Source organism: Enterobacter cloacae complex sp. 2024EL-00227 (genome assembly GCF_043945315.1).
In the GTDB taxonomy this organism is placed as follows: Bacteria; Pseudomonadota; Gammaproteobacteria; order Enterobacterales; family Enterobacteriaceae; genus Enterobacter; species Enterobacter roggenkampii.
The window spans coordinates 249,256-271,823 of the sequence record NZ_JBIMQP010000001.1; the positions used below are offsets into that span (position 1 = coordinate 249,256).

At 57.1% G+C, this 22,568-nt stretch carries 19 protein-coding genes and 1 tRNA gene; 9 read left to right on the forward strand and 11 right to left on the reverse strand.

The window, feature by feature from the left end; translation table 11 throughout:
* Window positions 1-20 precede the first annotated feature (20 nt).
* Complete coding sequence (locus ACHH0Z_RS01120; RefSeq protein ID WP_025913168.1) at window positions 21-1,664, forward strand: multidrug ABC transporter permease/ATP-binding protein; 1,644 nt, start codon at window positions 21-23, stop codon at window positions 1,662-1,664.
* Window positions 1,665-1,855: 191 nt separating this feature from the next.
* Entirely contained in the window at window positions 1,856-3,292 is a 1,437-nt protein-coding gene (gene mgtE / locus ACHH0Z_RS01125; protein WP_045372658.1) for a magnesium transporter, read from the forward strand.
* Here the strand turns inward: mgtE and ACHH0Z_RS01130 are convergent.
* Window positions 3,255-4,544, reverse strand: coding sequence for a SulP family inorganic anion transporter (locus ACHH0Z_RS01130; RefSeq protein ID WP_047722553.1), 1,290 nt, complete (start codon window positions 4,542-4,544; stop codon window positions 3,255-3,257). The genes mgtE and ACHH0Z_RS01130 overlap by 38 nt on opposite strands.
* 187 nt (window positions 4,545-4,731) lie before the next feature.
* Here ACHH0Z_RS01130 and mqo point away from each other — a divergent pair, with 187 nt between their 5' ends.
* Window positions 4,732-6,381, forward strand: a complete 1,650-nt coding sequence (gene mqo, locus ACHH0Z_RS01135) for a malate dehydrogenase (quinone) (protein WP_023325740.1) — start codon at window positions 4,732-4,734, stop codon at window positions 6,379-6,381.
* Between the two features lie 93 nt (window positions 6,382-6,474).
* Here mqo and eco read toward each other — a convergent pair whose 3' ends face one another.
* Window positions 6,475-6,978 carry a serine protease inhibitor ecotin gene (eco, locus tag ACHH0Z_RS01140; RefSeq protein ID WP_039024004.1) on the reverse strand — a complete coding sequence of 168 codons (504 nt, stop codon included), beginning with the start codon at window positions 6,976-6,978 and terminating at the stop codon, window positions 6,475-6,477.
* 209 nt (window positions 6,979-7,187) lie between these two features.
* On the opposite strand from eco, the gene ACHH0Z_RS01145 reads away from it, so the two are divergent.
* Complete coding sequence (locus ACHH0Z_RS01145) at window positions 7,188-7,448, forward strand: DUF2534 family protein (protein WP_008500962.1); 261 nt, start codon at window positions 7,188-7,190, stop codon at window positions 7,446-7,448.
* Between the two features lie 124 nt (window positions 7,449-7,572).
* Entirely contained in the window at window positions 7,573-8,760 is a 1,188-nt protein-coding gene (locus tag ACHH0Z_RS01150) for an MFS transporter (RefSeq protein WP_045407671.1), read from the forward strand.
* Window positions 8,761-8,797: 37 nt separating this feature from the next.
* Here ACHH0Z_RS01150 and ACHH0Z_RS01155 read toward each other — a convergent pair.
* From ACHH0Z_RS01155 to ACHH0Z_RS01165, 3 genes are all read right to left on the reverse strand, one after another.
* Window positions 8,798-8,874: transfer RNA gene (locus ACHH0Z_RS01155), tRNA-Pro, on the reverse strand.
* Between the two features lie 72 nt (window positions 8,875-8,946).
* Window positions 8,947-10,707 carry an LPS biosynthesis-modulating metalloenzyme YejM gene (yejM, locus tag ACHH0Z_RS01160; protein ID WP_039024005.1) on the reverse strand — a complete coding sequence of 587 codons (1,761 nt, stop codon included), beginning with the start codon at window positions 10,705-10,707 and terminating at the stop codon, window positions 8,947-8,949.
* A gap of 19 nt (window positions 10,708-10,726) precedes the next feature.
* Window positions 10,727-10,954, reverse strand: coding sequence for a YejL family protein (locus ACHH0Z_RS01165; RefSeq protein ID WP_008500958.1), 228 nt, complete (start codon window positions 10,952-10,954; stop codon window positions 10,727-10,729).
* Window positions 10,955-11,088: 134 nt separating this feature from the next.
* On the opposite strand from ACHH0Z_RS01165, the gene yejK reads away from it, so the two are divergent.
* Entirely contained in the window at window positions 11,089-12,096 is a 1,008-nt protein-coding gene (gene yejK / locus ACHH0Z_RS01170; protein WP_008500957.1) for a nucleoid-associated protein YejK, read from the forward strand.
* A 50-nt stretch (window positions 12,097-12,146) separates the two neighbouring features.
* Here yejK and rplY read toward each other — a convergent pair whose 3' ends face one another.
* On the reverse strand, window positions 12,147-12,431 hold the full coding sequence (rplY, locus tag ACHH0Z_RS01175; RefSeq protein ID WP_008500956.1) for a 50S ribosomal protein L25: 285 nt from the start codon (window positions 12,429-12,431) through the stop codon (window positions 12,147-12,149).
* Window positions 12,432-12,556: 125 nt separating this feature from the next.
* Window positions 12,557-14,317 carry a DEAD/DEAH box helicase gene (locus ACHH0Z_RS01180; protein ID WP_045407669.1) on the reverse strand — a complete coding sequence of 587 codons (1,761 nt, stop codon included), beginning with the start codon at window positions 14,315-14,317 and terminating at the stop codon, window positions 12,557-12,559.
* 152 nt (window positions 14,318-14,469) lie between these two features.
* Between ACHH0Z_RS01180 and rsuA the strand changes: the two genes are divergently transcribed.
* The 3 genes from rsuA (at window position 14,470) to ACHH0Z_RS01195 (ending at window position 17,012) form a co-directional block, all read left to right on the forward strand.
* The gene (gene rsuA / locus ACHH0Z_RS01185) at window positions 14,470-15,177 is read left to right on the forward strand and encodes a 16S rRNA pseudouridine(516) synthase RsuA (RefSeq protein WP_021241522.1); all 708 of its coding nucleotides are present in this window, start codon (window positions 14,470-14,472) and stop codon (window positions 15,175-15,177) included.
* A gap of 15 nt (window positions 15,178-15,192) precedes the next feature.
* Window positions 15,193-16,389 (forward strand): Bcr/CflA family multidrug efflux MFS transporter, encoded by a 1,197-nt coding sequence (locus ACHH0Z_RS01190; protein WP_008500953.1) that lies wholly within the window; start codon window positions 15,193-15,195, stop codon window positions 16,387-16,389.
* Between the two features lie 278 nt (window positions 16,390-16,667).
* Window positions 16,668-17,012: a YejG family protein gene (locus ACHH0Z_RS01195; RefSeq protein ID WP_008500952.1), complete on the forward strand. Its 345-nt coding sequence runs from the start codon at window positions 16,668-16,670 to the stop codon at window positions 17,010-17,012.
* Window positions 17,013-17,015: 3 nt separating this feature from the next.
* On the opposite strand, the gene yejF is transcribed toward ACHH0Z_RS01195, so the two are convergent.
* The 4 genes from yejF to ACHH0Z_RS01215 are packed head-to-tail and all read right to left on the reverse strand — an operon-like array spanning window position 17,016 to window position 22,541.
* Entirely contained in the window at window positions 17,016-18,605 is a 1,590-nt protein-coding gene (gene yejF, locus ACHH0Z_RS01200) for a microcin C ABC transporter ATP-binding protein YejF (RefSeq protein WP_045407667.1), read from the reverse strand.
* A gap of 1 nt (window position 18,606) precedes the next feature.
* Window positions 18,607-19,632: an ABC transporter permease gene (locus ACHH0Z_RS01205; RefSeq protein ID WP_032652768.1), complete on the reverse strand. Its 1,026-nt coding sequence runs from the start codon at window positions 19,630-19,632 to the stop codon at window positions 18,607-18,609.
* Window positions 19,632-20,726 (reverse strand): microcin C ABC transporter permease YejB, encoded by a 1,095-nt coding sequence (locus tag ACHH0Z_RS01210; protein ID WP_008500949.1) that lies wholly within the window; start codon window positions 20,724-20,726, stop codon window positions 19,632-19,634. Before ACHH0Z_RS01210 ends, ACHH0Z_RS01205 begins: the two co-directional genes overlap by 1 nt.
* A gap of 9 nt (window positions 20,727-20,735) precedes the next feature.
* A complete protein-coding gene (locus tag ACHH0Z_RS01215; protein WP_045407665.1) occupies window positions 20,736-22,541 on the reverse strand; it encodes an extracellular solute-binding protein in 1,806 nt (601 codons plus the stop codon).
* Window positions 22,542-22,568 lie beyond the last annotated feature (27 nt).

Below are 22,568 nucleotides of genomic sequence, written 5' to 3' on the forward strand. Positions count from 1 at the left end.
TTATTGTCCGGATTGCCTGCATGCAACTACTTCTCCTTGTCTGGCGTCAGTACCGCTGGCCCTTCGTCGCCGTCATGGCGTTAAGCCTGGCCAGCGCCGCGCTGGGTATTGGCCTGATCGCGTTTATTAACGTGCGGTTGATTGAGATGGTCGACACCTCGCTCTCCGTATTGCCGGAGTTTCTTGGCCTGCTGCTGCTGTTGATGGCGGTTACGCTCGGCTCCCAGCTGGCGCTGACCGCGCTCGGCCACCATTTCGTTTTTCGTTTGCGCAGCGAGTTTATCAAGCGCATCCTGGACACCCAGGTCGAGCGCGTTGAGCAGCTCGGCAGCGCCTCGCTGCTTGCGGGGCTGACCAGCGATGTACGCGCCATTACCATCGCGTTCGTTCGTTTGCCGGAGCTGGTGCAGGGGATCATTCTGACCTTTGGCTCGGCGGCCTATCTCGCCTGGCTCTCCAGCAAAATGCTGGCGGTGACTGCGCTGTGGATCGCCATCACCATCTGGGGCGGTTTTGTGCTGGTGTCCCGCGTCTATAAACACATGGCGGTCCTGCGCGAAACCGAAGATAAGCTCTATAACGATTACCAGACGGTACTGGAAGGGCGCAAAGAGCTCACCCTGAACCGCGAGCGCGCCGAGTATATCTTTAACCATCTCTATATTCCGGACGCGCGCGAATACCGGCACCATATCATTCGCGCCGATACCTTCCACCTGAGCGCGGTGAACTGGTCAAACATTATGATGCTGGGCGCCATTGGCCTGGTGTTCTGGATGGCGAACAGCCTGGGCTGGGCGGATACCAACGTCGCGGCAACCTACTCACTGACGCTGCTGTTTTTGCGTACGCCGCTGCTCTCGGCGGTCGGCGCATTGCCCACCTTGCTGAGTGCGCAGGTGGCCTTTAATAAACTCAAAAAATTCGATCTCGCGCCGTTTAAGCCCGAATTCCCGCGCCCGCAGGCCTTCCCGAACTGGCAGACGCTCGAGCTGCGTAACGTCACGTTCCGCTATCAGGACAGCGCCTTCTCCGTGGGGCCGCTCAATCTGACGATCCGCCGCGGCGAGCTGCTGTTCCTGATTGGCGGCAACGGCAGCGGTAAATCGACGCTGGCGATGCTGCTCACCGGGCTTTATCAGCCGCAGTCGGGCGAGATTTTACTGGATGGCAGAGCGCTGAGCGCGGAGAAGCCCGAGGATTACCGCAAGCTTTTCTCGGCGGTGTTCACCGACGTCTGGCTGTTTGAGCAACTGCTGGGCCCGGAAGGGCAGCAGGCCAATCCTGCGCTGGTGGAAAAATGGCTGGCGCACCTGCAGATGTCGCACAAGCTGGAACTTCAGGACGGCAAGATCCTTAACCTCAAACTCTCCAAAGGGCAGAAAAAACGCGTGGCGCTGCTGCTGGCGCTGGCGGAAGAGCGTGACATCATTCTGCTCGACGAGTGGGCGGCGGATCAGGACCCGCACTTCCGCCGCGAGTTTTATCAGGTGCTGCTGCCGCTGATGCAGGAGATGGGCAAAACCATTTTCGCCATCAGCCACGACGATCATTACTTTATTCACGCTGACCGCTTGCTGGAGATGCGCGACGGCAGGCTGAGCGAGCTGACCGGTGAAGCGCGCGATGCGGCCTCGCGTGACGCGGTGGCGCGCACGGCCTGATGCCCGTGTGCCGGGTGGCGGCTTCGCCTTACCCGGCCTGGGATTTTGTAGGCCCGTGCAAGCGTAGCGCCGCCGGGCACAATGATTTGCACGATATGCCGCTTTTTTCTCCATCCCGGCCCGTTGTTTATTCTTATTTACATATCCTCGCGCTATGCTTAATACCAACTTATTTCATGGATTTATGATTGATGTCGGTATTAAAGAAAAACAGCGCCAGGCAGCGTGACCAGGAACGTGCGCGACTGATCTGGCTTCTCACGACCGATAAAGCGGTCACGTCTACGCTATTAGGCAAACTGACCCTGGCTGAGCAATATGATGTCGGCACGTTAGCCGACGATATTGCTGAGGTAGGTGCGCTGGTTGCTCACTTACCCCCGCCGGATCTGGCGGACACCCTGGAAGCGCTTCCCTCGGAAGAGCGTCATGCCCTGTGGAGGCTGGTGCAGGATCACGAGCGCGGACAGGTGCTGCTTGAGGCCTCGGAAAACGTCTGGGACGACCTGATCGATGAGATGAGCGATCGGGACATCCTCGACGCCCTGCAAACGCTGGATATCGACGAACAGATTTACCTGGTTCAACACCTGCCGCGAAACCTGACCGGCCGCCTGCTGGCGTCACTGCCTGCCGATGAACGCGCGCGCGTGCGTCAGGTGATGCATTACGAGAAAAACAGCGTCGGCGCGATTATGGAGTTCGGCGTTATCACGGTGCGCCCGGACGTGACGCTCGGCACCGTGCAGCGCTATCTGCGTCGCCTGGGCAAAATGCCGGATAACACCGATAAGCTGTTTGTCACCTCCCGGGATAAAACCCTCCTCGGCGAACTGGAGCTGAAAACCATCCTGCTCAACAGCACCCAGCGGAAGGTGAGCGAGGTGATGGAAAACGAGCCGATGGTCTTCTCCCCGGAGGACGATGCGGAGAAAGCGGCGCGTACCTTCGAACGTGACGACCTCGTGAGTGCCGCCGTCGTGGACTCCGTCGGCAAACTGATGGGGCGTCTGACCATCGACGAGATCGTTGACGTCGTTTATGAAGAAACCGATAACGATCTGCGTGCGCTGGGGGGGATCAGCGCGGAAGATGACGTCCATGCCTCCGTCGGCAAGGCGGTGAAAACGCGCTGGGCGTGGCTGGCCATTAACTTGTGTACCGCGTTCATCGCTTCCCGCGTGATTGACGGCTTTGAACACACCATTTCGCAGCTGGTGGCGCTGGCCTCGCTGATGCCGATTGTGGCCGGGATTGGCGGCAACACCGGAAACCAGACCATTACCATGATCGTCCGCGCGCTGGCGCTGGAAAAAATTCAGCCCGGCAACTTCGCCTTTCTGATCTTCAGAGAGATGGGCGTAGCGCTGATCAACGGCCTGGTATGGGGCGGCATTATGGGCGGCATCACCTGGTGGCTGTATGACGATATGGCGCTAGGCGGCGTGATGATGCTGGCGATGGTGCTGAATCTGCTGGTGGCATCGATGATGGGCGTTATTATCCCGTTGACCATGACCAAACTGGGGCGCGACCCCGCGGTGGGGTCGAGCGTGATGATCACCGCCATCACCGATACCGGCGGTTTCTTTATTTTTCTTGGGCTGGCGACGATTTTTCTGCTTTAAGCCGACGCTTAATGCGGGCGGGAAGCAGCACCATGACGATTATCCCGCCCAGCACGCCAATCGCCAGATTGCCGGTTGATACCGTGGCGGCAACGGTCAGCAGCATGACGACCGTTTCTGCAATCGGGGCCGTTTTCAGCGCGGCCGGCTGAAGGCTGTGCCAGCTGAAGGTTTTAACGGCGACGATGGCCATAATGCCCGCCAGCACCGCCATCGGGATGTTGGCCATCACGTCGCTGAGCGCCGTCACCAGGATCAGCAGCACGATGCCCGCAGCGAAGGTTGAAATTCGGCTTCGGCCTTTCCCCATTTCTACGTTAACGATGGTTTGTCCGATCATCGCGCAGCCCGCAATCCCACCGTAAAATCCGGCCAGAATATTGCCGACGCCTAATCCAATGCTTTCGCGGCGTTTACTTGACGGCGTCGCGGTCAGCTCATCCACCAGCTTTGCGGTCAGCAGGGATTCCAGCAGGCCGACAAACGCGATGCTCAACGCGCACGGCCAGATTATGCTCAGCGTCTGTAGATTGAGGGGGACCAGAAGTTCGCTAAGACCCGGCAAGCCGACGCTCATGGCGCCTTCATCGCCCACGGTCGGCAGGCTTTGCCCGGTTGAAACGGTAAACAAGGTTAACAGCACAATCGCAATCAGTGGGGAAGGGATGCTTTTGAAATAGCGCGGCACCCACAGCACGATCAGTACCGTCAGCACGAACAGGCCCACAATCAGCGGGCTTCGGCTCCAGAAATGCGGAACCTGCGCAAAGAAAATCAATATCCCGAGGGCGTTAACAAACCCGGTCATGACCGACTGGGGAATAAAGCGCATCAGTCTGGCCATGCCGAGGAGGCCAAACAGAATCTGAATTACGCCAGCCATGAGCACGGCGGGAAGAATGTACTGTACGCCGTGCTCATGCACCATGGGCCCAATAACCAGCGCCACGGAACCGGCCGCGGCCGTGACCATCGCCGGGCGACCGCCCAGTACAGACAGGGCAAGACAGAGCACAACGGAAGCGATCAGGCTGACCTTCGGGTCAACGCCCGCCACAACGGAAAATGAGATGACCTCGGGGATCAGCGCCAGGGCGGTAATCACGCCAGCCAGCGTTTCACGCGTCAGCTGCTTAGGGGAACGCAGCACGCTGGCGACACGGTTTTCGGGAGAGACAGCAGAATGGGGTAGGGACATAACGTTTCGCTGGTTAGGGCAGGCTTCCGTGCGCGCGATCACAAAACGCAACATACTAGCCAGTTAAACCGCGCTTTACCAGACGCTTCGATAATTCCTCACAAACAATCCATCATTAAATTTCACAATTACAATAATTTCGTAACCTTTAAACAATATTTAAAAGTTGTTACCGTGCCCCCGCAGCTTGTTTCACCTGCACTTTCCACGCATCAAGCACTTTTACACTAAGGCATAAATTATGAAAAAAATGACTGCCATGCTCTTTTCTCTGGCCGTGGGGCTTAACACCGTCTCCATGGCGGCGAAAGCTGACGCACCAAAAGAGCAGGAAACGGACGTCCTTTTAATCGGTGGCGGTATCATGAGCGCCACGCTGGGAACCTATCTGCAAGAACTGCAGCCGGACTGGTCAATGACCATGGTCGAGCGCCTTGATGGCGTGGCGCAGGAGAGTTCGAACGGCTGGAACAACGCCGGTACCGGCCATTCGGCACTCATGGAACTGAACTATACGCCGCAGAAAAAGGACGGTTCCATTAGTATCGAGAAGGCGGTAGAGATCAACGAGGCGTTCCAGGTTTCTCGCCAGTTCTGGTCTCACCAGGTCAACAGCGGCGTACTGCACGACCCGCACTCTTTCATCAACACCGTACCGCACATGAGCTTTGTGTGGGGCGAGCAGAACGTCAACTTCCTGCGCGCGCGCTACGCCGCACTGCAGCAGAGCACGCTGTTCCGCGGAATGAAATACTCTGAAGACCACGCGCAGATTAAAGAGTGGGCTCCGCTGGTCATGGAAGGTCGTGACCCGAACCAGAAAGTGGCGGCGACCCGTACCGAAATTGGTACCGACGTCAACTACGGTGAAATTACCCGTCAGCTGGTGACGTCTCTGAAGAAAAAAGAGAACTTCAACCTGCAGCTCAGCACCGAAGTGCGCGGTTTCAAGCGCAACGCGGATAACAGCTGGAGCGTGACTGTTGCCGATCTGAAAAACAACGAAGCCGAGCACGTCATCAAGGCGAAGTTTGTCTTTATCGGTGCGGGCGGTGCCGCGCTGAAACTGCTGCAGGAGTCCGGTATTCCGGAAGCGGATGACTACGCGGGCTTCCCGGTGGGCGGTCAGTTCCTGGTGTCCGATAACCCGGAAGTGGTGAATCGTCATCTGGCAAAAGTGTACGGTCAGGCTTCCGTGGGCGCGCCGCCAATGTCTGTTCCGCACATCGATACCCGTATGCTTGACGGCAAACGCGTGGTGCTGTTTGGCCCGTTCGCGACCTTCTCCACTAAATTCCTGAAAAACGGCTCCCTGTGGGATCTGCTGAGCGCAACCACCACCTCTAACGTCAAGCCGATGATGGACGTGGGGCTGGATAACTTCGATCTGGTGAAATACCTGATTAGCCAGGTGATGCTGTCTGACGACGACCGTTTCGAAGCGCTGAAAGAGTACTATCCTGAGGCGAAGAAAGAAGACTGGCGTCTGTGGCAGGCGGGTCAGCGCGTGCAGATCATCAAGCGCGATCCGAAAGAGGGCGGCGTGCTGCGTCTGGGCACCGAAGTGGTGAGCGATAAGGACGGCACCATCGCCGCGCTGCTGGGGGCGTCACCGGGTGCGTCTACCGCTGCGCCAATCATGCTGCACCTGATGGAAAAAGTGTTTAAAGATAAAGTCGCCAGTCCGGAATGGCAGGCGAAGCTGAAGACCATTATTCCATCCTACGGCACGAAGCTGAACGGTAACGTGAGCGCGACGGAGCAGGAGCTGGAATACACCAGCCGCGTACTGCAGCTGCAGTACATCAAACCGCAGGCTGCGGATGCTGCGCCAAAAGCGGAGCTGAAGCCTCAGCCGGAAAACAAACCGGTTGCGGATATCGCGCTGTAAGGTAAAAAAGCCGGGTGGCACTGACGCCTACCCGGCGTATGTTCGGTGTTATTTTGTAGGTCGGGTAAGGCGAAGCCGCCACCCGACTTAATTTCAACGTACGACAGCCTGCTCAATCTTCTCTTCAGCTTTCCACACGCGATACTTCACTTCCACATTTTCAGGCGTATAGACCACGATCGGCAACTTGCTGTTGTAGCGCAGCAGGCTGTTGTCGCCCAGATAGGCGGTCACAAATTTCTTCTCTTTCTTGCCATCCGGGCAGGCCATCATGGTGGAGACTGGAGAGGTGACTTTATCAAAGACGTAATAGTCGTAACCCCAGCCTTCCAGCGTTTTGCTTTCCAGCTGACCACCCAGACGATGCTGGTTGCAGTCCACTTCCAGCGTCTTGCCAATTAACAGCTCCACTTTGTAGTTCGCTTCATCCTGCTGAACCGGAAGCTGAATCACCTGACGCGTCATCCCTTTATCCGCTTTCGGATACGGGGCGACTTTTTCCAGCGGCTGCTCTTTAGGTGTTTCGCTGGCGAAAGCGCTGGTGCTGACACACGCGGCGGCGATGAGTGCGATGGCAAATTTAGGTGCGTTTTTCATTGTCATTCCTTTATGTCAAAACGATCCTGCACAGGTTAACATAGCGACCGTGAATGATTGGTGTTATTTACTTACATTTTCAATATATACAGCGTAATAAACCAGCTATTTGTTATTTATGCAGGTGTTTGTACTGGCGTGGAGTCTGGCAGGCGTTTGTGTTATTTTAGACACTATATAATGTTATTCATCTGTAAAAGGGAAGAGAGATGGTTCGTGCAAAACTGAAAACGCCTGAAGGCCGCAAGTTCCTCCTGGCGCTGCTGGTCGTGTTTATGATTGCTGCCGCGTGCGTGGGGCGGGCCACGATTGTTGGCGTCATCGAACAGTACAACATTCCTCTCTCTGCCTGGACAACCAGCATGTATGTCCTGCAATCGGCGATGATCTTTGTCTACAGCCTGGTATTCACCGTTCTGCTGGCTATACCGCTGGGTATTTTTTTCCTGGGCGGACGTGAGAAGCACTAAGCACCGATTTGCGATAACTGAGCCATCCTGCGGGGTGGCTTTTTTTATGCCTGATAATTTTTATTCGCCTTTCCAGGATATTCTCTTGAGAGCACCTTTGTTTACAGAAAGCAGGAGAGGCTTAATGCAATCCCGGTTTGCCACGCTCCGCCAGATCCCAAAAGGTGTCTGGGTGGTCGGTGGAGTAAGTATGTTGATGGATATCTCTTCGGAGATCATTCACAGCCTGCTGCCATTGTTTATGGTCACGACGCTGGGCGCCAGCGTGATTTTCATTGGTTTGATTGAAGGCCTGGCTGAGGCCACTGCGCTGTTTATCAAGGTGTTTTCCGGCGCCATCAGTGACTATCTGGGCAAGCGTAAAGGGCTGGCGGTTCTGGGCTACGGTCTTGGCGCGTTGAGTAAACCGTTGTTCGCTATCGCCTCTTCTTCAGGCATGATTCTGGGGGCACGCTTAATCGACCGGGTCGGGAAGGGGATCCGGGGAGCGCCGCGCGATGCGCTGGTTGCTGACGTTACGCCGCCGGAACTTCGCGGCGCGGCCTTTGGGCTGCGTCAGTCGATGGACACCATCGGCGCATTTCTCGGGCCGCTGCTGGCAGTAGGATTGATGCTGCTGTGGAACGATGATTTTCGCACGATTTTCTGGATCGCGGTGATCCCCGGCGTGCTCGCCGTGGCGCTGCTTTTCTTCGGCCTGCATGAGCCGAAAGCGCCCGTCGAACATAAACGCACGAACCCCATCAAAAAAGAGAACCTCAGGCGTCTCGGGAAAGGCTGCTGGTGGGTGATTGGTCTGGGGGCCATCTTTACGCTCGCACGCTTCAGTGAAGCCTTTCTTGTCCTGCGCGCACAGCAGTCGGGGGTGCCGCTGGCGCTGATCCCGCTGGTGATGGTGGCCATGAATCTGCTCTATTTCCTCTCTGCCTATCCGTTTGGCAAGTTATCGGACCGGATGAGCCACACCCGGCTACTGCAGTGGGGTCTGGTGATGCTGATTGGAGCAGATATTGTGCTGGCGCTGAGCACCCACTGGGCTGGAATGCTTCTGGGCGTTGCGCTTTGGGGAGTGCATATGGGTATGACGCAGGGGCTGCTGGCGGCAATGATCGCAAAAATGGCGCCTGCGGATCTGCGCGGTACCGCCTACGGCATTTTTAGTCTGGTCAGCGGCGTGGGATTGTTAGTCGCCAGTCTGGGGGCAGGAGCCATCTGGGAAACGTTTGGGGCGGAATATACGTTTTATGCCGGGGCGGTGATTTGTCTGGTAACGCTTGTATACCTGCGCAAAACGCCGGACGAGGCGAAATAAAAAACCAGCCATAAGAGGCTGGTTTTCAATGTGTTTTTGGTCGGCACGAGAGGATTTGAACCTCCGACCCCCGACACCCCATGACGGTGCGCTACCAGGCTGCGCTACGTGCCGACGCATAGAAAGAATACTACTCGATTCCGTTTTGAATGCAAGGAAATCCGTCGCTAACTGGTTTATTATTAATCAGTTAGCGACAAAACGCTTCTCATCCGTCAGGACCTGCAGCAGCAGGCTCAGCTGCGGTTTCTGGTCTTTCAGCCGCTCACCCTGCAGGTTATACGTCTGATAATTCCCGTTGCTGTTCAGCACCAGCGTCAGCTTCGGCGTGGTCACCACCAGCGTATTATTCCCTGCCGCCGTAACCCAGTTATGGCGGCGCGCGGCGCTGAAGAGATCCTGGCCCTGCGAATACTCGTTTGCTGGCGTGCTGACGTGCAGCAGGCGTTGCATCAGGGTGGTCATCACATCTTTATGCTCGGTAAGCATAGTGATGCGCTGCGCCGGGGTGCCCGGCCAGTGAATGACCAGCGGAACCTGCAGGTTAGGGCGTGACCAGCTCATGCTCTTCGTCTCGTCACCTAACGGGACGCCATGGCCTGCCGTCACGATCACCACGGTGTTGTCCAGCTTGCCGGACTCACGTAGCGCGTCAAGCACGCGGGCAATCTGCGCATCAACATCACCCGCCGCGCGGCCGTAGCGGCGCGCGAAATCACTCTTATTGCTGTTAGCAAGCGTTGTGCCGTTAAAGGCAACCCATGAGAACCAGCGGTTATCTTCCTGGGCATAGCGCTGCAGCCAGTTTATCCATTGGCTGGCGGTCTGCGCATCGGACTGATTCTGTGCCGCCGGCAGTGAGAAATCAGACAGCAGCGCCTGGCGGTAGAGCGGGCTGTTAAAGCCATCGGATGAGAACAACCCTAACTGATAGCCCTGCTGATTCAGCCCGGTGATCAGCGCCGCAGGCGTGCGGGTAGAGAGTACGCCGTCCATGTATCCGGCTGAAATGCCATAGAAGAGGCCAAAGATGCCCGCGTCGGTTGTGTTACCGGAGCTCATGTGCTGAGTAAACGTGACGTTTTGACTCGCGAAATCGGCCAGGGCAGGCATCTGCTTCTCATAACGGGAATAGTTCAGGCCGTCGACGGTGATGAGCAGGACGTTTTGCCCGCGGCCCATATCGCGATAGCGCAGGTCGCTCAGCGGATACTGCACGCTGACGGCTTCCGGGTTACCCTGCTCGATAAGGCGGCGCTGGTACTCCTGCGCATCAAGCAGGCCATGTTTCTCGAGGAAGCGACGGGCCGTCATCGGGTACGAGAGCGGCAGGTTCGCGCGCTGCATGGTAATAGGACGATAGAAGTTCGCATCCGCCCAGATATACATGATGTGCGAACTGATAAAGGAGACGAAGAAGAGCGCGGCGACGGGCTTCGCGTAATGGCGTCGGCGGGTCAGGCTACGCAGTTTTTGCCAGCTCCAGGTGGCAAACAGCATCTCAATCAACAGGATCACCGGGACGCTGATAAACATCAGCTGCCAGTCGCGGGCCGTTTCGTTCTGGTCGGGGTTAATCACCAGCTCCCAGACGATGGGGTTGAGATGCAGGTGGAAGCGGGTGAACACTTCACTGTCGATAAGCAGCAGCGTCATTCCCACCGTCGCAAGGATGGCGGACAAGAATCGCATCAGACGCTGCGACATGACGATAAACGTCAGGGGGAACAGGATCAGCAGATAGGTGGCGAAAACCAAAAAGCTAAAGTGACCGACAACGCTTATCCAGGAGTAGATACGCCCGGTGAGCGTTGTTGGCCAGTCTGCGACAAACAGATAACGACAGCCAATGACCGTCGCCAACAGAATGTTGAACAGGGCAAACCAGTGCCCCCAGCTGACCATCTGGGAGACTTTTTCACGGTAGCGCTGACGATTCGTCACCATAAACTGTTGTTCGTATCCCTTAATGGGCCGGGTCGTTGCTAACGGACGACTGTAAAGCCTGGGCGAAAGATTTTGCGATCGCCTGACGTTGAGCCGGAGCAACGCTGGTGTTAATCAGGTTGGTGACCATATTTCCCAAAACCATCAGGGAGAGATCGGTCGGCGTTTTATGTTTTTCCAGTACGTTGACCAGCTCACTGAGCAGTTGTTCAACGTGTTCATCACTGTAGCGGGAATGTTGTGGCATAAATCAAAATCAGTTTGTTGATGAAAGGGCAACATATTACCGTAGCAACAGCTTTTTTTCCCCTTTTTTATCTGTTGTTGCACACATGTCCTGGTGGTGGTTGAATACCGCCCGGTCTAAAAGGAGAGTTTATCATGAGTCTGGAAATCAACCAGATTGCCCTGCACCAGCTTATCAAGCGCGATGAGCAAACCCTTGAAGTGGTGCTGCGCGATTCGTTACTGGAACCCACGGCGACCGTTGTGGAGATGATGGCAGAGCTGCATCGCGTCTACAGCGCCAAAAATAAAGCCTATGGGCTGTTCAGCGAAGAGAGTGAACTGGCCGATAGCCTGCGCCTGCAGCGCCAGGGTGAAGAGGATTTCCTGGCGTTTAGCCGTGCGGCAACCGGGCGTCTGCGCGACGAGCTGGCGAAATACCCGTTCGCCGACGGCGGGATCGTGCTGTTCTGCCACTACCGCTATCTGGCGGTCGAGTACCTGCTGGTTACCGTGCTGAATAACTTAAGCAGCATGCGCGTGAACGAGCAGCTGGATATCAGCTCGACGCATTATCTGGATATCAACCATGCGGATATAGTGGCGCGTATTGATTTGACCGAGTGGGAAACCAACCCGGAGTCGACCCGCTACCTGACTTTCCTGAAGGGACGCGTGGGCCGCAAAGTGGCGGATTTCTTTATGGATTTCCTCGGTGCCAGTGAAGGGCTTAACGCCAAAGCGCAGAACAAAGGGCTGCTCCAGGCGGTTGACGATTTCACAGCCGAAGCGCAGCTTGATAAATCTGAGCGCCAGACGGTGCGCCAGCAGGTTTACAGCTACTGCAACGAACAGCTGCAGGCGGGGGAAGAGATTGAGCTGGAGTCGCTGTCAAAAGAGCTGGCGGGCGTCAGCGAAGTCAGCTTCCAGGAATTTACCGCAGAGAAGGGCTATGAGCTTGAAGAGAGCTTCCCGGCGGATCGCAGCACGCTGCGTCAGTTAACCAAGTTTGCCGGCAGCGGTGGCGGGTTAACCATCAACTTTGATGCGATGCTGCTGGGGGAACGTATCTTCTGGGATCCGGCCACCGATACGCTGACCATTAAGGGGACGCCGCCGAATCTGCGCGATCAGCTTCAGCGCCGCACCTCGGGCGGTAAATAGCAGGCACAAAAAACCCCGCAGAAGCGGGGTTTTTTTCGACAGGTTTGCGATTACGCGCGAACGAAGTCGATGTGAGTCAGTTTTGGCTTGAACGCGTGACGCTGAACAGCCTGAACTTTCACTTTTTCTTCTTTACCGCCAACAACGATGGTCAGAACTTCGCTGTAGAATTCAGCTTTGGTCTGCAGGTTCCACAGTTTGTCGTGATCCAGTTCGATTGCAACTGGAGCAGCTTCGCCACCGTAAACGATAGCCGGGAACTTGTTAGCGGTACGCAGGCGGCGGCTCGCACCCTTACCCTGCACGTTACGTACTTCTGCTTCGATAGTGAACATTGATTTCTCTCTGTATTTAAAACCCTACTACAGGCGACCCAGCAGCAGGTGAGTGTTCTGCCTCACGGATGTGAAGCGGGCGGCATTTTATACTCAAATGCCCCTCACATCAATGAAAAGTCCCGCTACCCGCGCAATTCGTTGGCGCGACGGAAGCGACCTTCGTAGTCAAAGAGCTTCTCGCGCACCTGCCAGTACTGGCCTTTCTTACGGGCGACGACAAAATCCGGATGGCGCAATAGCACCTGCTGGCGCACGATATCGGCCACGGTGATCCAGCGCAGGGGCACGCCCGGGGTGCGGGTGTGCGGGCGAATAAACAGCTGTTCGAAGGCCGTTCGCTGGGCAGGCGTCTGGACCCGGAAGCGCTCGCTGACGTCCGCCCCGTCCTCGTCGTAATAGGTGATTTTCAGCCATTCGCCTTTTTCATCCGCGCCGGGCTGCAGCGCCATGCCGGAACAGCGCAGCACCAGCGCATCTTTCAGCTTTAGCGCCGCTTTCAGCATGTCGTCCGGGTCAACCAGCACCGTGTCGCACTCCCGACAGCGGCGAGCGGCTATGTCATTTTCGGTGTTGCACTGCGGGCAGTTTTTGAAGCGGAAACGAAAATCGCACTGCTCGCGATGCCCTTCATCATCTTCAAACCAGCCCTGACAGCGGCGGCCAAAATGTTCAATCAGCGTACCGTCGGCGGTGGTTTTGCCCCAGAAGGTGTTGGCAAACCCGCAGGCAGGGCAAAAGACCTGCACGGGCACGTTGTCGCTTTTTCCTTTTGGCGCGCCGACCTCAGGCGTATAGAGATCGTGCGGGTTACCGGCATAATCCAGGATCAGACAGTCGGTTTTCCCCGGCGCCAGACGCAGGCCGCGGCCAACAATTTGCTGATACAGACTGACGGATTCGGTCGGGCGCAAAATAGCGATCAGGTCGACGTGCGGGGCGTCAAAGCCGGTGGTCAATACCGACACGTTAACCAGATAGCGGAACTGCTGGGCTTTAAAGGCCTCAATCAGGCGGTCGCGCTCGGGGCCGGGCGTCTCGCCGGTGATGAGCGCCGCGTCGCCGGAGGGCAGTAACCCGGTGATTTCGCGCGCGTGCTCAACGGTGGCGGCAAAGATCATCACCCCTTTGCGCGTCGCGGCGAACTCCTCAATCTGGCTGATGATATGCGGCGTAATGCGCTTTTGCTTTTTCAGCTCCTGGTTAAGATCCGCTTCGCTGAATAACCCGTTGCTCTGCGCCTGCAGGCGGCTGAAATCATACTGCACCACCGGCATATCCAGCCGTTCAGGTGGCGTCAGGTAGCCATGTTTAATCATGTAGCGCAGCGGAAGCTCGTAGATGCAGTCGCTAAACAGGGCCTTGTCATCGCCGCGCACCATGCCGTGATAATGGTAACGATAGATCCAGCCTTTACCCAGACGAAACGGGGTCGCCGTCAGGCCCAGCAGGCGCAGGTGAGGGTTCACGTCTTTCAGGTGCGTCAGGATTTGCTGATACTGGCTGTCGTCGTCATCGCTGATGCGGTGACACTCGTCGACAATCAGCAGCGAAAATTCGCTGCGAAACAGATCCAGATTGCGGGCCACCGACTGCACGCTGCCAAACACCACCTTGCCGTGGCTCTCTTTACGCTTTAGACCGGCGGCGAAAATGTCGGCTTCCAGTCCAAGTGCACAATACTTGGCATGGTTTTGCGCGACGAGCTCTTTAACGTGCGCCAGCACCAGCACGCGGCCGCGGGCCAGACGCGCCAGCTCGGCAATGACCAGGCTTTTGCCTGCACCGGTCGGGAGCACAATCGCCGCCGGCTCGCGATGTTTACGGAACCAGGCGAGGGTGGCGTCAACGGCTTCCTGCTGATAGGGACGAAGTGTAAAAGTCATGGGGTCTCGGTTTCGTTATTCCGCACATAGTATGCCACGAAACTTTTTCCCTTGAGTGGCGCAACCAGACCATTATACTGAACCGTTCCAGACTGCTTCTATTTTCGGACCTGTTGTCCGACTTCCTGCACCATTAAGGCTAAAAAGATTTCATGCGACTTGATAAGTTTATCGCTCAGCAACTCGGCGTAAGCCGCGCTATTGCCGGGCGCGAAATTCGCGCCAGCCGCGTTACCGTGGATGGCGACATTGTGAGAGACAGCGCGTTCAAACTGCAACCTGACCATCAGGTGGAGTATGACGGCAATCCGCTGACCCAGCAGCACGGTCCTCGCTACTTCATGCTCAATAAGCCGGAAGGCTACGTCTGCTCAACGGACGATCCGGATCACCCGACGGTGCTCTATTTCCTCGACGAACCGGTGGCGCACAAGCTGCATGCCGCAGGCCGCCTCGATATCGACACCACCGGTCTGGTGCTGATGACCGACGACGGTCAGTGGTCGCACCGCATCACCTCTCCACGCCACCACTGCGAGAAAACCTATCTCGTGACGCTGGAGTCACCGGTGTCGGATGACACGGCTGAGCACTTCGCGAAAGGCGTGCAGCTGCATAATGAAAAAGATCTGACTAAGCCGGCGGTGCTTGAAGTCATCACCCCGACGGAGGTCCGTCTGACCATCAGCGAAGGGCGCTACCATCAGGTGAAACGTATGTTTGCCGCGGTGGGGAACCACGTTGTTGGCCTGCATCGCGAACGGATTGGTGCGATTGAACTCGATCCCGACCTTGCGCCAGGCGAATACCGTCCGTTAACGGAAGAAGAGATCGCCAGCGTCGGTCTGCCTTCGCACTAATTTCAGGAGAACCCTGTGACCACCAGGCCACACTCGTCGTTCAAAATCGTCTTCATTCTTGGCCTGCTGGCCATGCTGATGCCGCTGTCTATTGATATGTACCTGCCCGCGCTGCCGGTGATTTCCGCGCAATTTGGCGTTCCGGCGGGCAGCGCACAGATGACGCTCAGCACCTATATTCTCGGCTTTGCCCTCGGCCAGCTGTTTTATGGCCCGATGGCGGACAGCCTTGGACGCAAGCCCGTCATTCTGGGCGGGACGCTGGTCTTTGCGGCCGCTGCGGTTGCCTGTGCACTGGCCCAGACCATCGATCATTTGATCATCATGCGTTTCTTCCACGGTCTGGCGGCGGCAGCGGCAAGCGTGGTGATTAACGCCCTGATGCGCGATATCTACCCGAAGGAAGAGTTCTCCCGCATGATGTCGTTCGTGATGCTGGTGACGACGATTGCGCCGCTGGTGGCGCCAATGGCGGGTGGTGCGGTGCTGGTGTGGTTCAGCTGGCATGTGATTTTCTGGATCCTGGCCCTGGCCGCGCTGCTGGCCTCGGCAATGATCTTCTTCTTTATAGATGAAACGCTTCCCGTCGAGCGCCGCCAGAAGTTTCACATCCGTACCACCATCGGCAACTTTGCCTCGCTGTTTCGCCACAAGCGCGTGCTCAGCTATATGCTGGCAAGCGGGTTCAGCTTTGCCGGAATGTTCTCTTTCCTGAGCGCCGGGCCGTTTGTCTACATCGAGCTTAACCACGTGTCGCCGCAGCACTTCGGCTACTACTTTGCGCTTAACATCGTCTTCCTGTTCATCATGACCATCATCAACAGCCGCTTTGTCCGGCGGGTGGGGGCGCTGAACATGTTTCGCGCGGGGCTGTGGATCCAGTTTGTGATGGCGATCTGGCTGGTGGTGAGCGCGTTTCTGGGCGTGGGCTTCTGGGCGTTGGTGGTCGGCGTAGCGGCCTTTGTCGGCTGCGTGTCGATGGTGTCGTCCAATGCGATGGCGGTGATTCTGGATGAGTTCCCGCACATGGCGGGGACCGCCTCTTCCCTGGCGGGGACGTTCCGCTTCGGCATCGGCGCTATCGTGGGGGCGTTGCTTTCGATGGCCACCTTTACGACGGCATGGCCCATGCTGTGGGCGATGGCTTTTTGCGCAACCAGCTCGATACTCTTCTATCTTTACGCCAGTCGACCGCGAAAAGCGGCCCACTAAAACACAGAGAAGGCCCGCCAGGGCCTTTTTTTTGATGCATATCAACCAAACCCCCGTTCGTTTATGCCGTGTTTGTTTATTTTATGTAAAATCTATTTGTGTAAAAAGTCACATCATTGTATTCAAAAAGGTTGAGTTAGATCGCAGAAACGGGTACATATAGCGCCGACGCGAGCCTGAATACCGATAAAAAAGTGCTGAATAGTGCAGGCTGGCGATCATGTGTTACTATAAATGTAAATAAATTGTGAAGTAAATTTTGCTTCCGGGGAACGAACGTGAATACATTACAACTTTCTATTGTCCATCGCTTGCCCCAGAGCTATCGCTGGTCGGCGGGTTTTGCTGGTTCGAAAGTTGAACCGATTCCGCAAAACGTCGCGGGCTGTGAAAACTGCCTGGTGGCGCTCAAGCTGCTGAGCCCGAGCGATGAAAATGCATGGCGGGTGATGGAGCGTCTCAGTCAGGCCCTGACGGATATCGAAGTGGACAGCTCCGTGCTGGAATGCGAAGGGGAGCCGTGCCTGTTTGTGAAAAGCCAGGACGAGTTTGCTGCCACCTGCCGCCTGAAAAATTTTGGCGTTGCTATTGCAGAGCCTTTCTCCGGCCAGTATCCATTCTGAGCGCTAGTCTGACGACAACAGCTGGCGCGTGTAGCGCTGCGTTGGCGCGCTAAATACGCGCTGGCAATCACCCTGCTCGACCACCTCTCCCTGTCGCAACACAATCACCTGATGGCATAACGCCCGCACCACCTGCAAATCATGGCTGATAAAGATATAGGCCAGCCGGTGCTTTTCCTGTAGCCCTTTAAGCAGCGCCAGGATCTGCGCCTGTACGGTCCTGTCCAGAGACGACGTCGGTTCATCCAGAATAATTAGCTCTGGTTTCAGGATCAGCGCGCGGGCAATGGCGATACGCTGGCGCTGCCCGCCGGAAAATTCCGCAGGATAGCGGTGGCGCGTCTCGGGATCTAAACCCACTTCGGCCATGACCCGCATGACCTCCTGCTCGCGCTGCTGCGCGCTCAGGCCGGGCTGATGGACGCGCAGGCCCTCTTCGACAATCTGTAACACGCTGAGCCGCGGGTTAAGCGAGGAGTTGGGATCCTGAAAGACCACCTGCATGCGAGGACGTACGGGCAGCATCTGCCGCCGGTTCCAGCGGTGCAGCGGCATGCCGTCAAACAGGATTTCGCCCTGTGAGGCAATTAAGCGCAGCAGCGCCAGACCGGTGGTGCTTTTACCCGAGCCGGATTCGCCCACCAGCCCGAGGGATTCGCCCGGGCGCAGCGAGAAGCGGATATTTTTTAACACCGGGTTGCGATCGACAATGCGGCGCAGAATACCTTTGCGGATCGGGAACGAGACGGACAGATCCTCAACGCGCAGCAGCGGCGTGCTGTCAGCGTCGAGGGGAACCGGGTCGCCGGAGGGTTCGCTGTCGAGCAGGCGCTGCGTATAGGGGTGTTGCGGCGCGCTCAGCAGCGTGGACGCCGCATTCTGTTCAACACAGCGGCCGTTTTGCATCACCGCGACGCTGTCGGCCAGCTTTCTCACAATGCTCAGGTTGTGCGTGATAAACAGCAGGCTCATGTTCAGCTCGTCACGCAGGTTCCGCAGCAGCGTCAGTATTTGCGCCTGTACCGTCACGTCCAGCGCCGTTGTGGGCTCGTCGGCAATCAACAGCTCGGGGCGCGTCAGCAGCGCCATGGCGATCATCACGCGCTGGCGTTCGCCGCCGGAGAGCTGATGCGGAAAATCATTCAGCCGTTTGGCCGCATTGCGTATGCCTGTGCGTTCAAGACAATCCAGAATTTCTCCCCGCGCGGCCTCTTTGCGCATCCCACGGTGCAGGGAGAGCACTTCATAGAGCTGTTTTTCCAGGCTGTGCAGAGGGTTAAGCGACACCATCGGCTCCTGGAAGATCATCGCGATTTTGTTGCCGCGAATGCCGCGCAGGGTCTGTTCGTCTGCGTGCAGCAGCGAACGGCCGTGAAAAAGGATATCCCCTTGCGGGTAGCTCACCGGCGGAGAAGGCAGCAGCCGCAGGATGGAGAGCGCCGAAACGCTCTTGCCTGAACCCGACTCACCCACCAGGGCCAGCGTTTCACCTCGCTGGATCTGCAGCGTCAGGTCGCTGACCACGGTGCGCGTCTCGTCCTGTTTTGAAAAGGCAATCGACAGGTTATCAATACGGAGCAGGGGCTGGGTCATTTTAAACCGCCTTGTTCGGATCAAAGGCATCGCGCACGGCTTCGCCAATAAAAATCAGCAGCGACAGCAGCACGGCCACGGAAAGAAAGGCGGCGATGCCTAACCACGGCGCCTGCAGGTTGTTCTTGCCCTGCAGCAGCAGTTCGCCGAGCGACGGGGAACCCAACGGTAGCCCGAAACCGAGAAAATCCAGTGAGGTGAGGGTGGTGATGGAGCTGCACAGAATAAACGGCAGGAAGGTGAGCGTTGCCACCACGGCGTTGGGCAGCATATGGCGGAAGATGATCCCGCGGTCGCTCACGCCAAGCGCCTGCGCGGCGCGAATATAGTCGAAATTACGGGTGCGCAGAAACTCGGCCCTGACCACACCGACCAGCGCCATCCAGCCGAACAGGACGGTAATGCCTAATAACCACCAGAAGTTGGGCTGTACGACGCTGGAAAGCAGGATGATCAGAAAGAGCGTCGGCATGCCTGACCAGACCTCAATCACCCGCTGGCCCCAGAGGTCAATTTTCCCGCCGTAGTAGCCCTGAATGGCGCCCGCCACGACGCCCATCACGCTGGAGAAGATCGTCAGCATCAGCCCAAAGAGAAGCGAAATACGCGTGCCATACAGGATGCGCGCCAGCACGTCGCCGCCGTTTGCATCCGTTCCCAGCCAGTTTTGCGCGGAGGGCGGGGAAGGGAAGGGGGTCGTGGTGGCGAAGTTAATGCTGTTTGCGCCAAAACGCACCGGCGCCCAGAGCGCCCAGCCGTGCTGCTCAATCTGCTGGCGAAGCCACGGGTCCTGATACTCCGCCGGCGTCGCAAACGGGCCGCCAAAGTCGCTTTCGCTGTAATTGGCGATGACCGGCACGTACCAGCGGTCGTTAAAATGCACCAGCAGCGGTTTATCGTTAGCGATCAGTTCTGAAAACAGGCTTAAGACAAACAGCACGGCAAAAATCCACAGCGACCAGTAGCCGCGGCGGTTGTGGCGAAAGCGGGCCCAGCGGGCCTGGTTGACGGGGCTTAAACGCGGCATCATCGGCCCTCAAAATCGATTCGGGGATCGACCAGCGTATAGCTGATATCGCTGATGATATTCAGCAGCAGGCCAATCAGGGTGAAAATATAGAGCGTGCCGAACATTACCGGATAATCACGCGACACGGTGGCCTCATAGCCCAGCAGGCCCAGACCGTTAAGCGAGAACATCACCTCTATCAGCAGCGAGCCGGTAAAAAACATACTGATGAACGTGGCCGGAAATCCGGCGATCACCAGCAGCATGGCGTTGCGGAACACGTGCTTCCACATGATCTGCTTCTCGCTCACGCCTTTAGCGCGGGCCGTAACGACGTACTGTTTACGAATTTCATCGAGAAAGGCGTTTTTGGTCAACATGGTCAGGGCCGCAAACCCGCCAATGACCGTGGCCAGAACCGGCAGCGTGATATGCCAGAGGTAGTCGGTGATTTTCTGGTACCACGGCAGGGAGCTGAAATCGGCGGAGACGAGCCCCCGCAGCGGGAAGAGATCAAAATAACTGCCCCCGGCAAAAAAGACGATCAGCAGAACGGCGAACAGAAACGCCGGGATGGCATAGCCGATAATGATGAACGTGCTGCTCCAGATATCGAACCGGCTGCCGTTGTACACCGCTTTGCGGATCCCAAGCGGTATAGAGACCAGATAGATGATCAGCGTACCCCACAGCCCGAGCGTGATCGAAACCGGCAGGCTTTGCTTGATCAGCGTCAGCACTGACGCACTGCGAAACAGGCTATCGCCAAAATCAAAGCGGATGTAATCCCAGAGCATCTTGAAATAGCGCTCGTGAATCGGTTTATCAAAGCCGTAGCGGTGGGTGATCTCGGCGATCACCTCCGGATCCAGCCCGCGTCCGCCGCGGTAATGGCTTTCGCTGATATTCCCTACGCCAGTTCGCGCATGGCTGGCGCCCATCCCTTCACCGCCGCCGCCCGGCATGCCGCCGCTGTTGCCAAATTCAATGGCGGCAATGGCCTGATCGACCGGCCCGCCGGGAGCGATTTGCACGATAAAAAAGTTAATCGTGATGATGGCCCACAGGGTGGGGATGACCAGCAGCAGACGGCGGAGAAGATAGGCACCCATGATAATTCCTTATCGCCGCTCAGCGGGAAGTCTGGCGGCTTTGTTAACGTCATACCACCAGGTGTCAAAGCCCAGAGAATAGACCGGGCGCACGGCAGGCGCGGAGAACTTATCCCAGCGCGCAAGGCGATCTTCGCCCATATACCACATCGGCAGCATGTAGTAGTTCCAGGTTAAGACCCTGTCGAGGGCGCGCCCGAGCGGCACGAGCTTGTCTTTATCCCCCTGCGCCGCCACGATTTTCGCAATGAGCGCATCAATCGCCGGGCTTTTTACCCCCGGCGCATTGTACGAGGAGTCGATGTAGCTGGAGGCCCAGGAGATTTGCAGGTCCGAGCTAGGCCACGGCTGCGCGGGCCACAGGCGCTGCATCATGTCGTAATCACGGCTGCGCATGCGGCTGGTGATCTGCGCGTTATCAACCTGGCGAATGTTCATGGTCACGCCCAGCCGCTCAAGGTTGTGCTTAAACGGCAGCACCCACTGGTCGTTGCCCCCGGACGTGAGCAGCAGTTCAAAGCTGAGTGGCTTGCCCGTTTTGGCATCCACACGTTTTTGATTCTTCAGGTGCCAGCCTGCGTCATCCAGCAGCTTGCTGGCTTTGAGCAGGTTGTCGCGGTCGTAACCGTCACCCTTCGATGCGGGCGGCTGAAACACCGTTGTAAACACCTCTGGCGGTACCTCTGCTTTGAGGGGGGCCAGCAGAACCAGTTCGTCGGCTTTCGGATAATCACGCGCGGCGTATTCGGTATTCTGAAAATAGCTGTTGGCGCGGCTATAAGCCCCGTAAAACAGCGCTTTGTTCATCCACTCAAAATCAAAGGCCAGGGAGATGGCTTCCCGCACCCGGCGGTCATTAAATACCGGACGCTGAATATTAAACGCCAGCCAGCGGGTGTCCTGGGCAGATTCATTTTTGTGTTCGTCTTTGACGATATAGCCTTTGGCGAAATTTTTGCCGATATAGCGGGTCGCCCAGTTTTTAGCGCTGCTCTCGACGCGCAAATCGAATGCCCCGGCTTTGAACGCTTCAAACGCCACGTTATCGTCGAGGTAGTAATCATAGCGAAGGGTGTCGAAGTTCCAGCGTCCGCGGTTGACCGGCAGATTGGCCGCCCAATAGTCTTTGACGCGGGAATAGACGACATATTGCCCCATTCGCCAGTCGGTAATGCGGTAGGGGCCGCCAGCCAGCGGAGGCGTTGAAAGCGGGTCGCTCAGCTTATGATTTTTCCAGAACGATTCCGGCATCACCGGCAGCGAGAACAGGCTGAGCATATTCTCTTTGTTCGGTTCGCTCAGCTCAATGCGCACAGTGAGCGGCGCGATGGCTCTGACCGACGCGCCTTTATACACGATGCGGAACTGGGGGACGCCTTCGGTCATGAATTTATGGAAGGTGAACGCAACGTCGCTGGCCTTCACCGGTGTGCCATCGTGAAAACGTGCCCGCGGGTTCAGCGAGATTTCCGCCCAGGCGAAGTTATCGGCGTAACGCACGTTCTCGGCAATCAGCGGATAGTAGCTGCCGGGCTCGTCATCGGAGGTGACAAAGAGCGTATCGTAAAGCGATTCCGTACGCGCGGCCGCCACGCCGCGCAGGGCGTAGCGGTTGAAGTTGTCGAAGGTTCCCGTGGCGGAAAGCGTGACCTTACCGCCTTTTGGCGCGGCTGGGTTGACGTAATCGAAGTGCGTAAAATTGACCGCGTATTTCGGCTCGCCAATCACCGCGAAGGCGATATTCTCTTTGATGGTTTGCGCCTGGCTGGACAGGCTCGTGAATGCCAACATCAGCAACATAAAGCGCATAAGCATCTCGCGGCAGCTCCCTCTCTACAGACC

Bases quoted from the DNA above. Each gene is read 5' to 3' on its own strand.
- ACHH0Z_RS01120 (WP_025913168.1), top strand. From the start codon at position 21: ATGCAACTACTTCTCCTTGTCTGGCGTCAGTACCGCTGGCCCTTCGTC.
- mgtE (WP_045372658.1), top strand. From the start codon at position 1,856: ATGTCGGTATTAAAGAAAAACAGCGCCAGGCAGCGTGACCAGGAACGT.
- ACHH0Z_RS01130 (WP_047722553.1), bottom strand. From the start codon at position 4,544: ATGTTGCGTTTTGTGATCGCGCGCACGGAAGCCTGCCCTAACCAGCGA.
- mqo (WP_023325740.1), top strand. From the start codon at position 4,732: ATGAAAAAAATGACTGCCATGCTCTTTTCTCTGGCCGTGGGGCTTAAC.
- eco (WP_039024004.1), bottom strand. From the start codon at position 6,978: ATGAAAAACGCACCTAAATTTGCCATCGCACTCATCGCCGCCGCGTGT.
- ACHH0Z_RS01145 (WP_008500962.1), top strand. From the start codon at position 7,188: ATGGTTCGTGCAAAACTGAAAACGCCTGAAGGCCGCAAGTTCCTCCTG.
- ACHH0Z_RS01150 (WP_045407671.1), top strand. From the start codon at position 7,573: ATGCAATCCCGGTTTGCCACGCTCCGCCAGATCCCAAAAGGTGTCTGG.
- yejM (WP_039024005.1), bottom strand. From the start codon at position 10,707: ATGGTGACGAATCGTCAGCGCTACCGTGAAAAAGTCTCCCAGATGGTC.
- ACHH0Z_RS01165 (WP_008500958.1), bottom strand. From the start codon at position 10,954: ATGCCACAACATTCCCGCTACAGTGATGAACACGTTGAACAACTGCTC.
- yejK (WP_008500957.1), top strand. From the start codon at position 11,089: ATGAGTCTGGAAATCAACCAGATTGCCCTGCACCAGCTTATCAAGCGC.
- rplY (WP_008500956.1), bottom strand. From the start codon at position 12,431: ATGTTCACTATCGAAGCAGAAGTACGTAACGTGCAGGGTAAGGGTGCG.
- ACHH0Z_RS01180 (WP_045407669.1), bottom strand. From the start codon at position 14,317: ATGACTTTTACACTTCGTCCCTATCAGCAGGAAGCCGTTGACGCCACC.
- rsuA (WP_021241522.1), top strand. From the start codon at position 14,470: ATGCGACTTGATAAGTTTATCGCTCAGCAACTCGGCGTAAGCCGCGCT.
- yejF (WP_045407667.1), bottom strand. From the start codon at position 18,605: ATGACCCAGCCCCTGCTCCGTATTGATAACCTGTCGATTGCCTTTTCA.
- ACHH0Z_RS01205 (WP_032652768.1), bottom strand. From the start codon at position 19,632: ATGCCGCGTTTAAGCCCCGTCAACCAGGCCCGCTGGGCCCGCTTTCGC.
- ACHH0Z_RS01210 (WP_008500949.1), bottom strand. From the start codon at position 20,726: ATGGGTGCCTATCTTCTCCGCCGTCTGCTGCTGGTCATCCCCACCCTG.
- ACHH0Z_RS01215 (WP_045407665.1), bottom strand. From the start codon at position 22,541: ATGCTTATGCGCTTTATGTTGCTGATGTTGGCATTCACGAGCCTGTCC.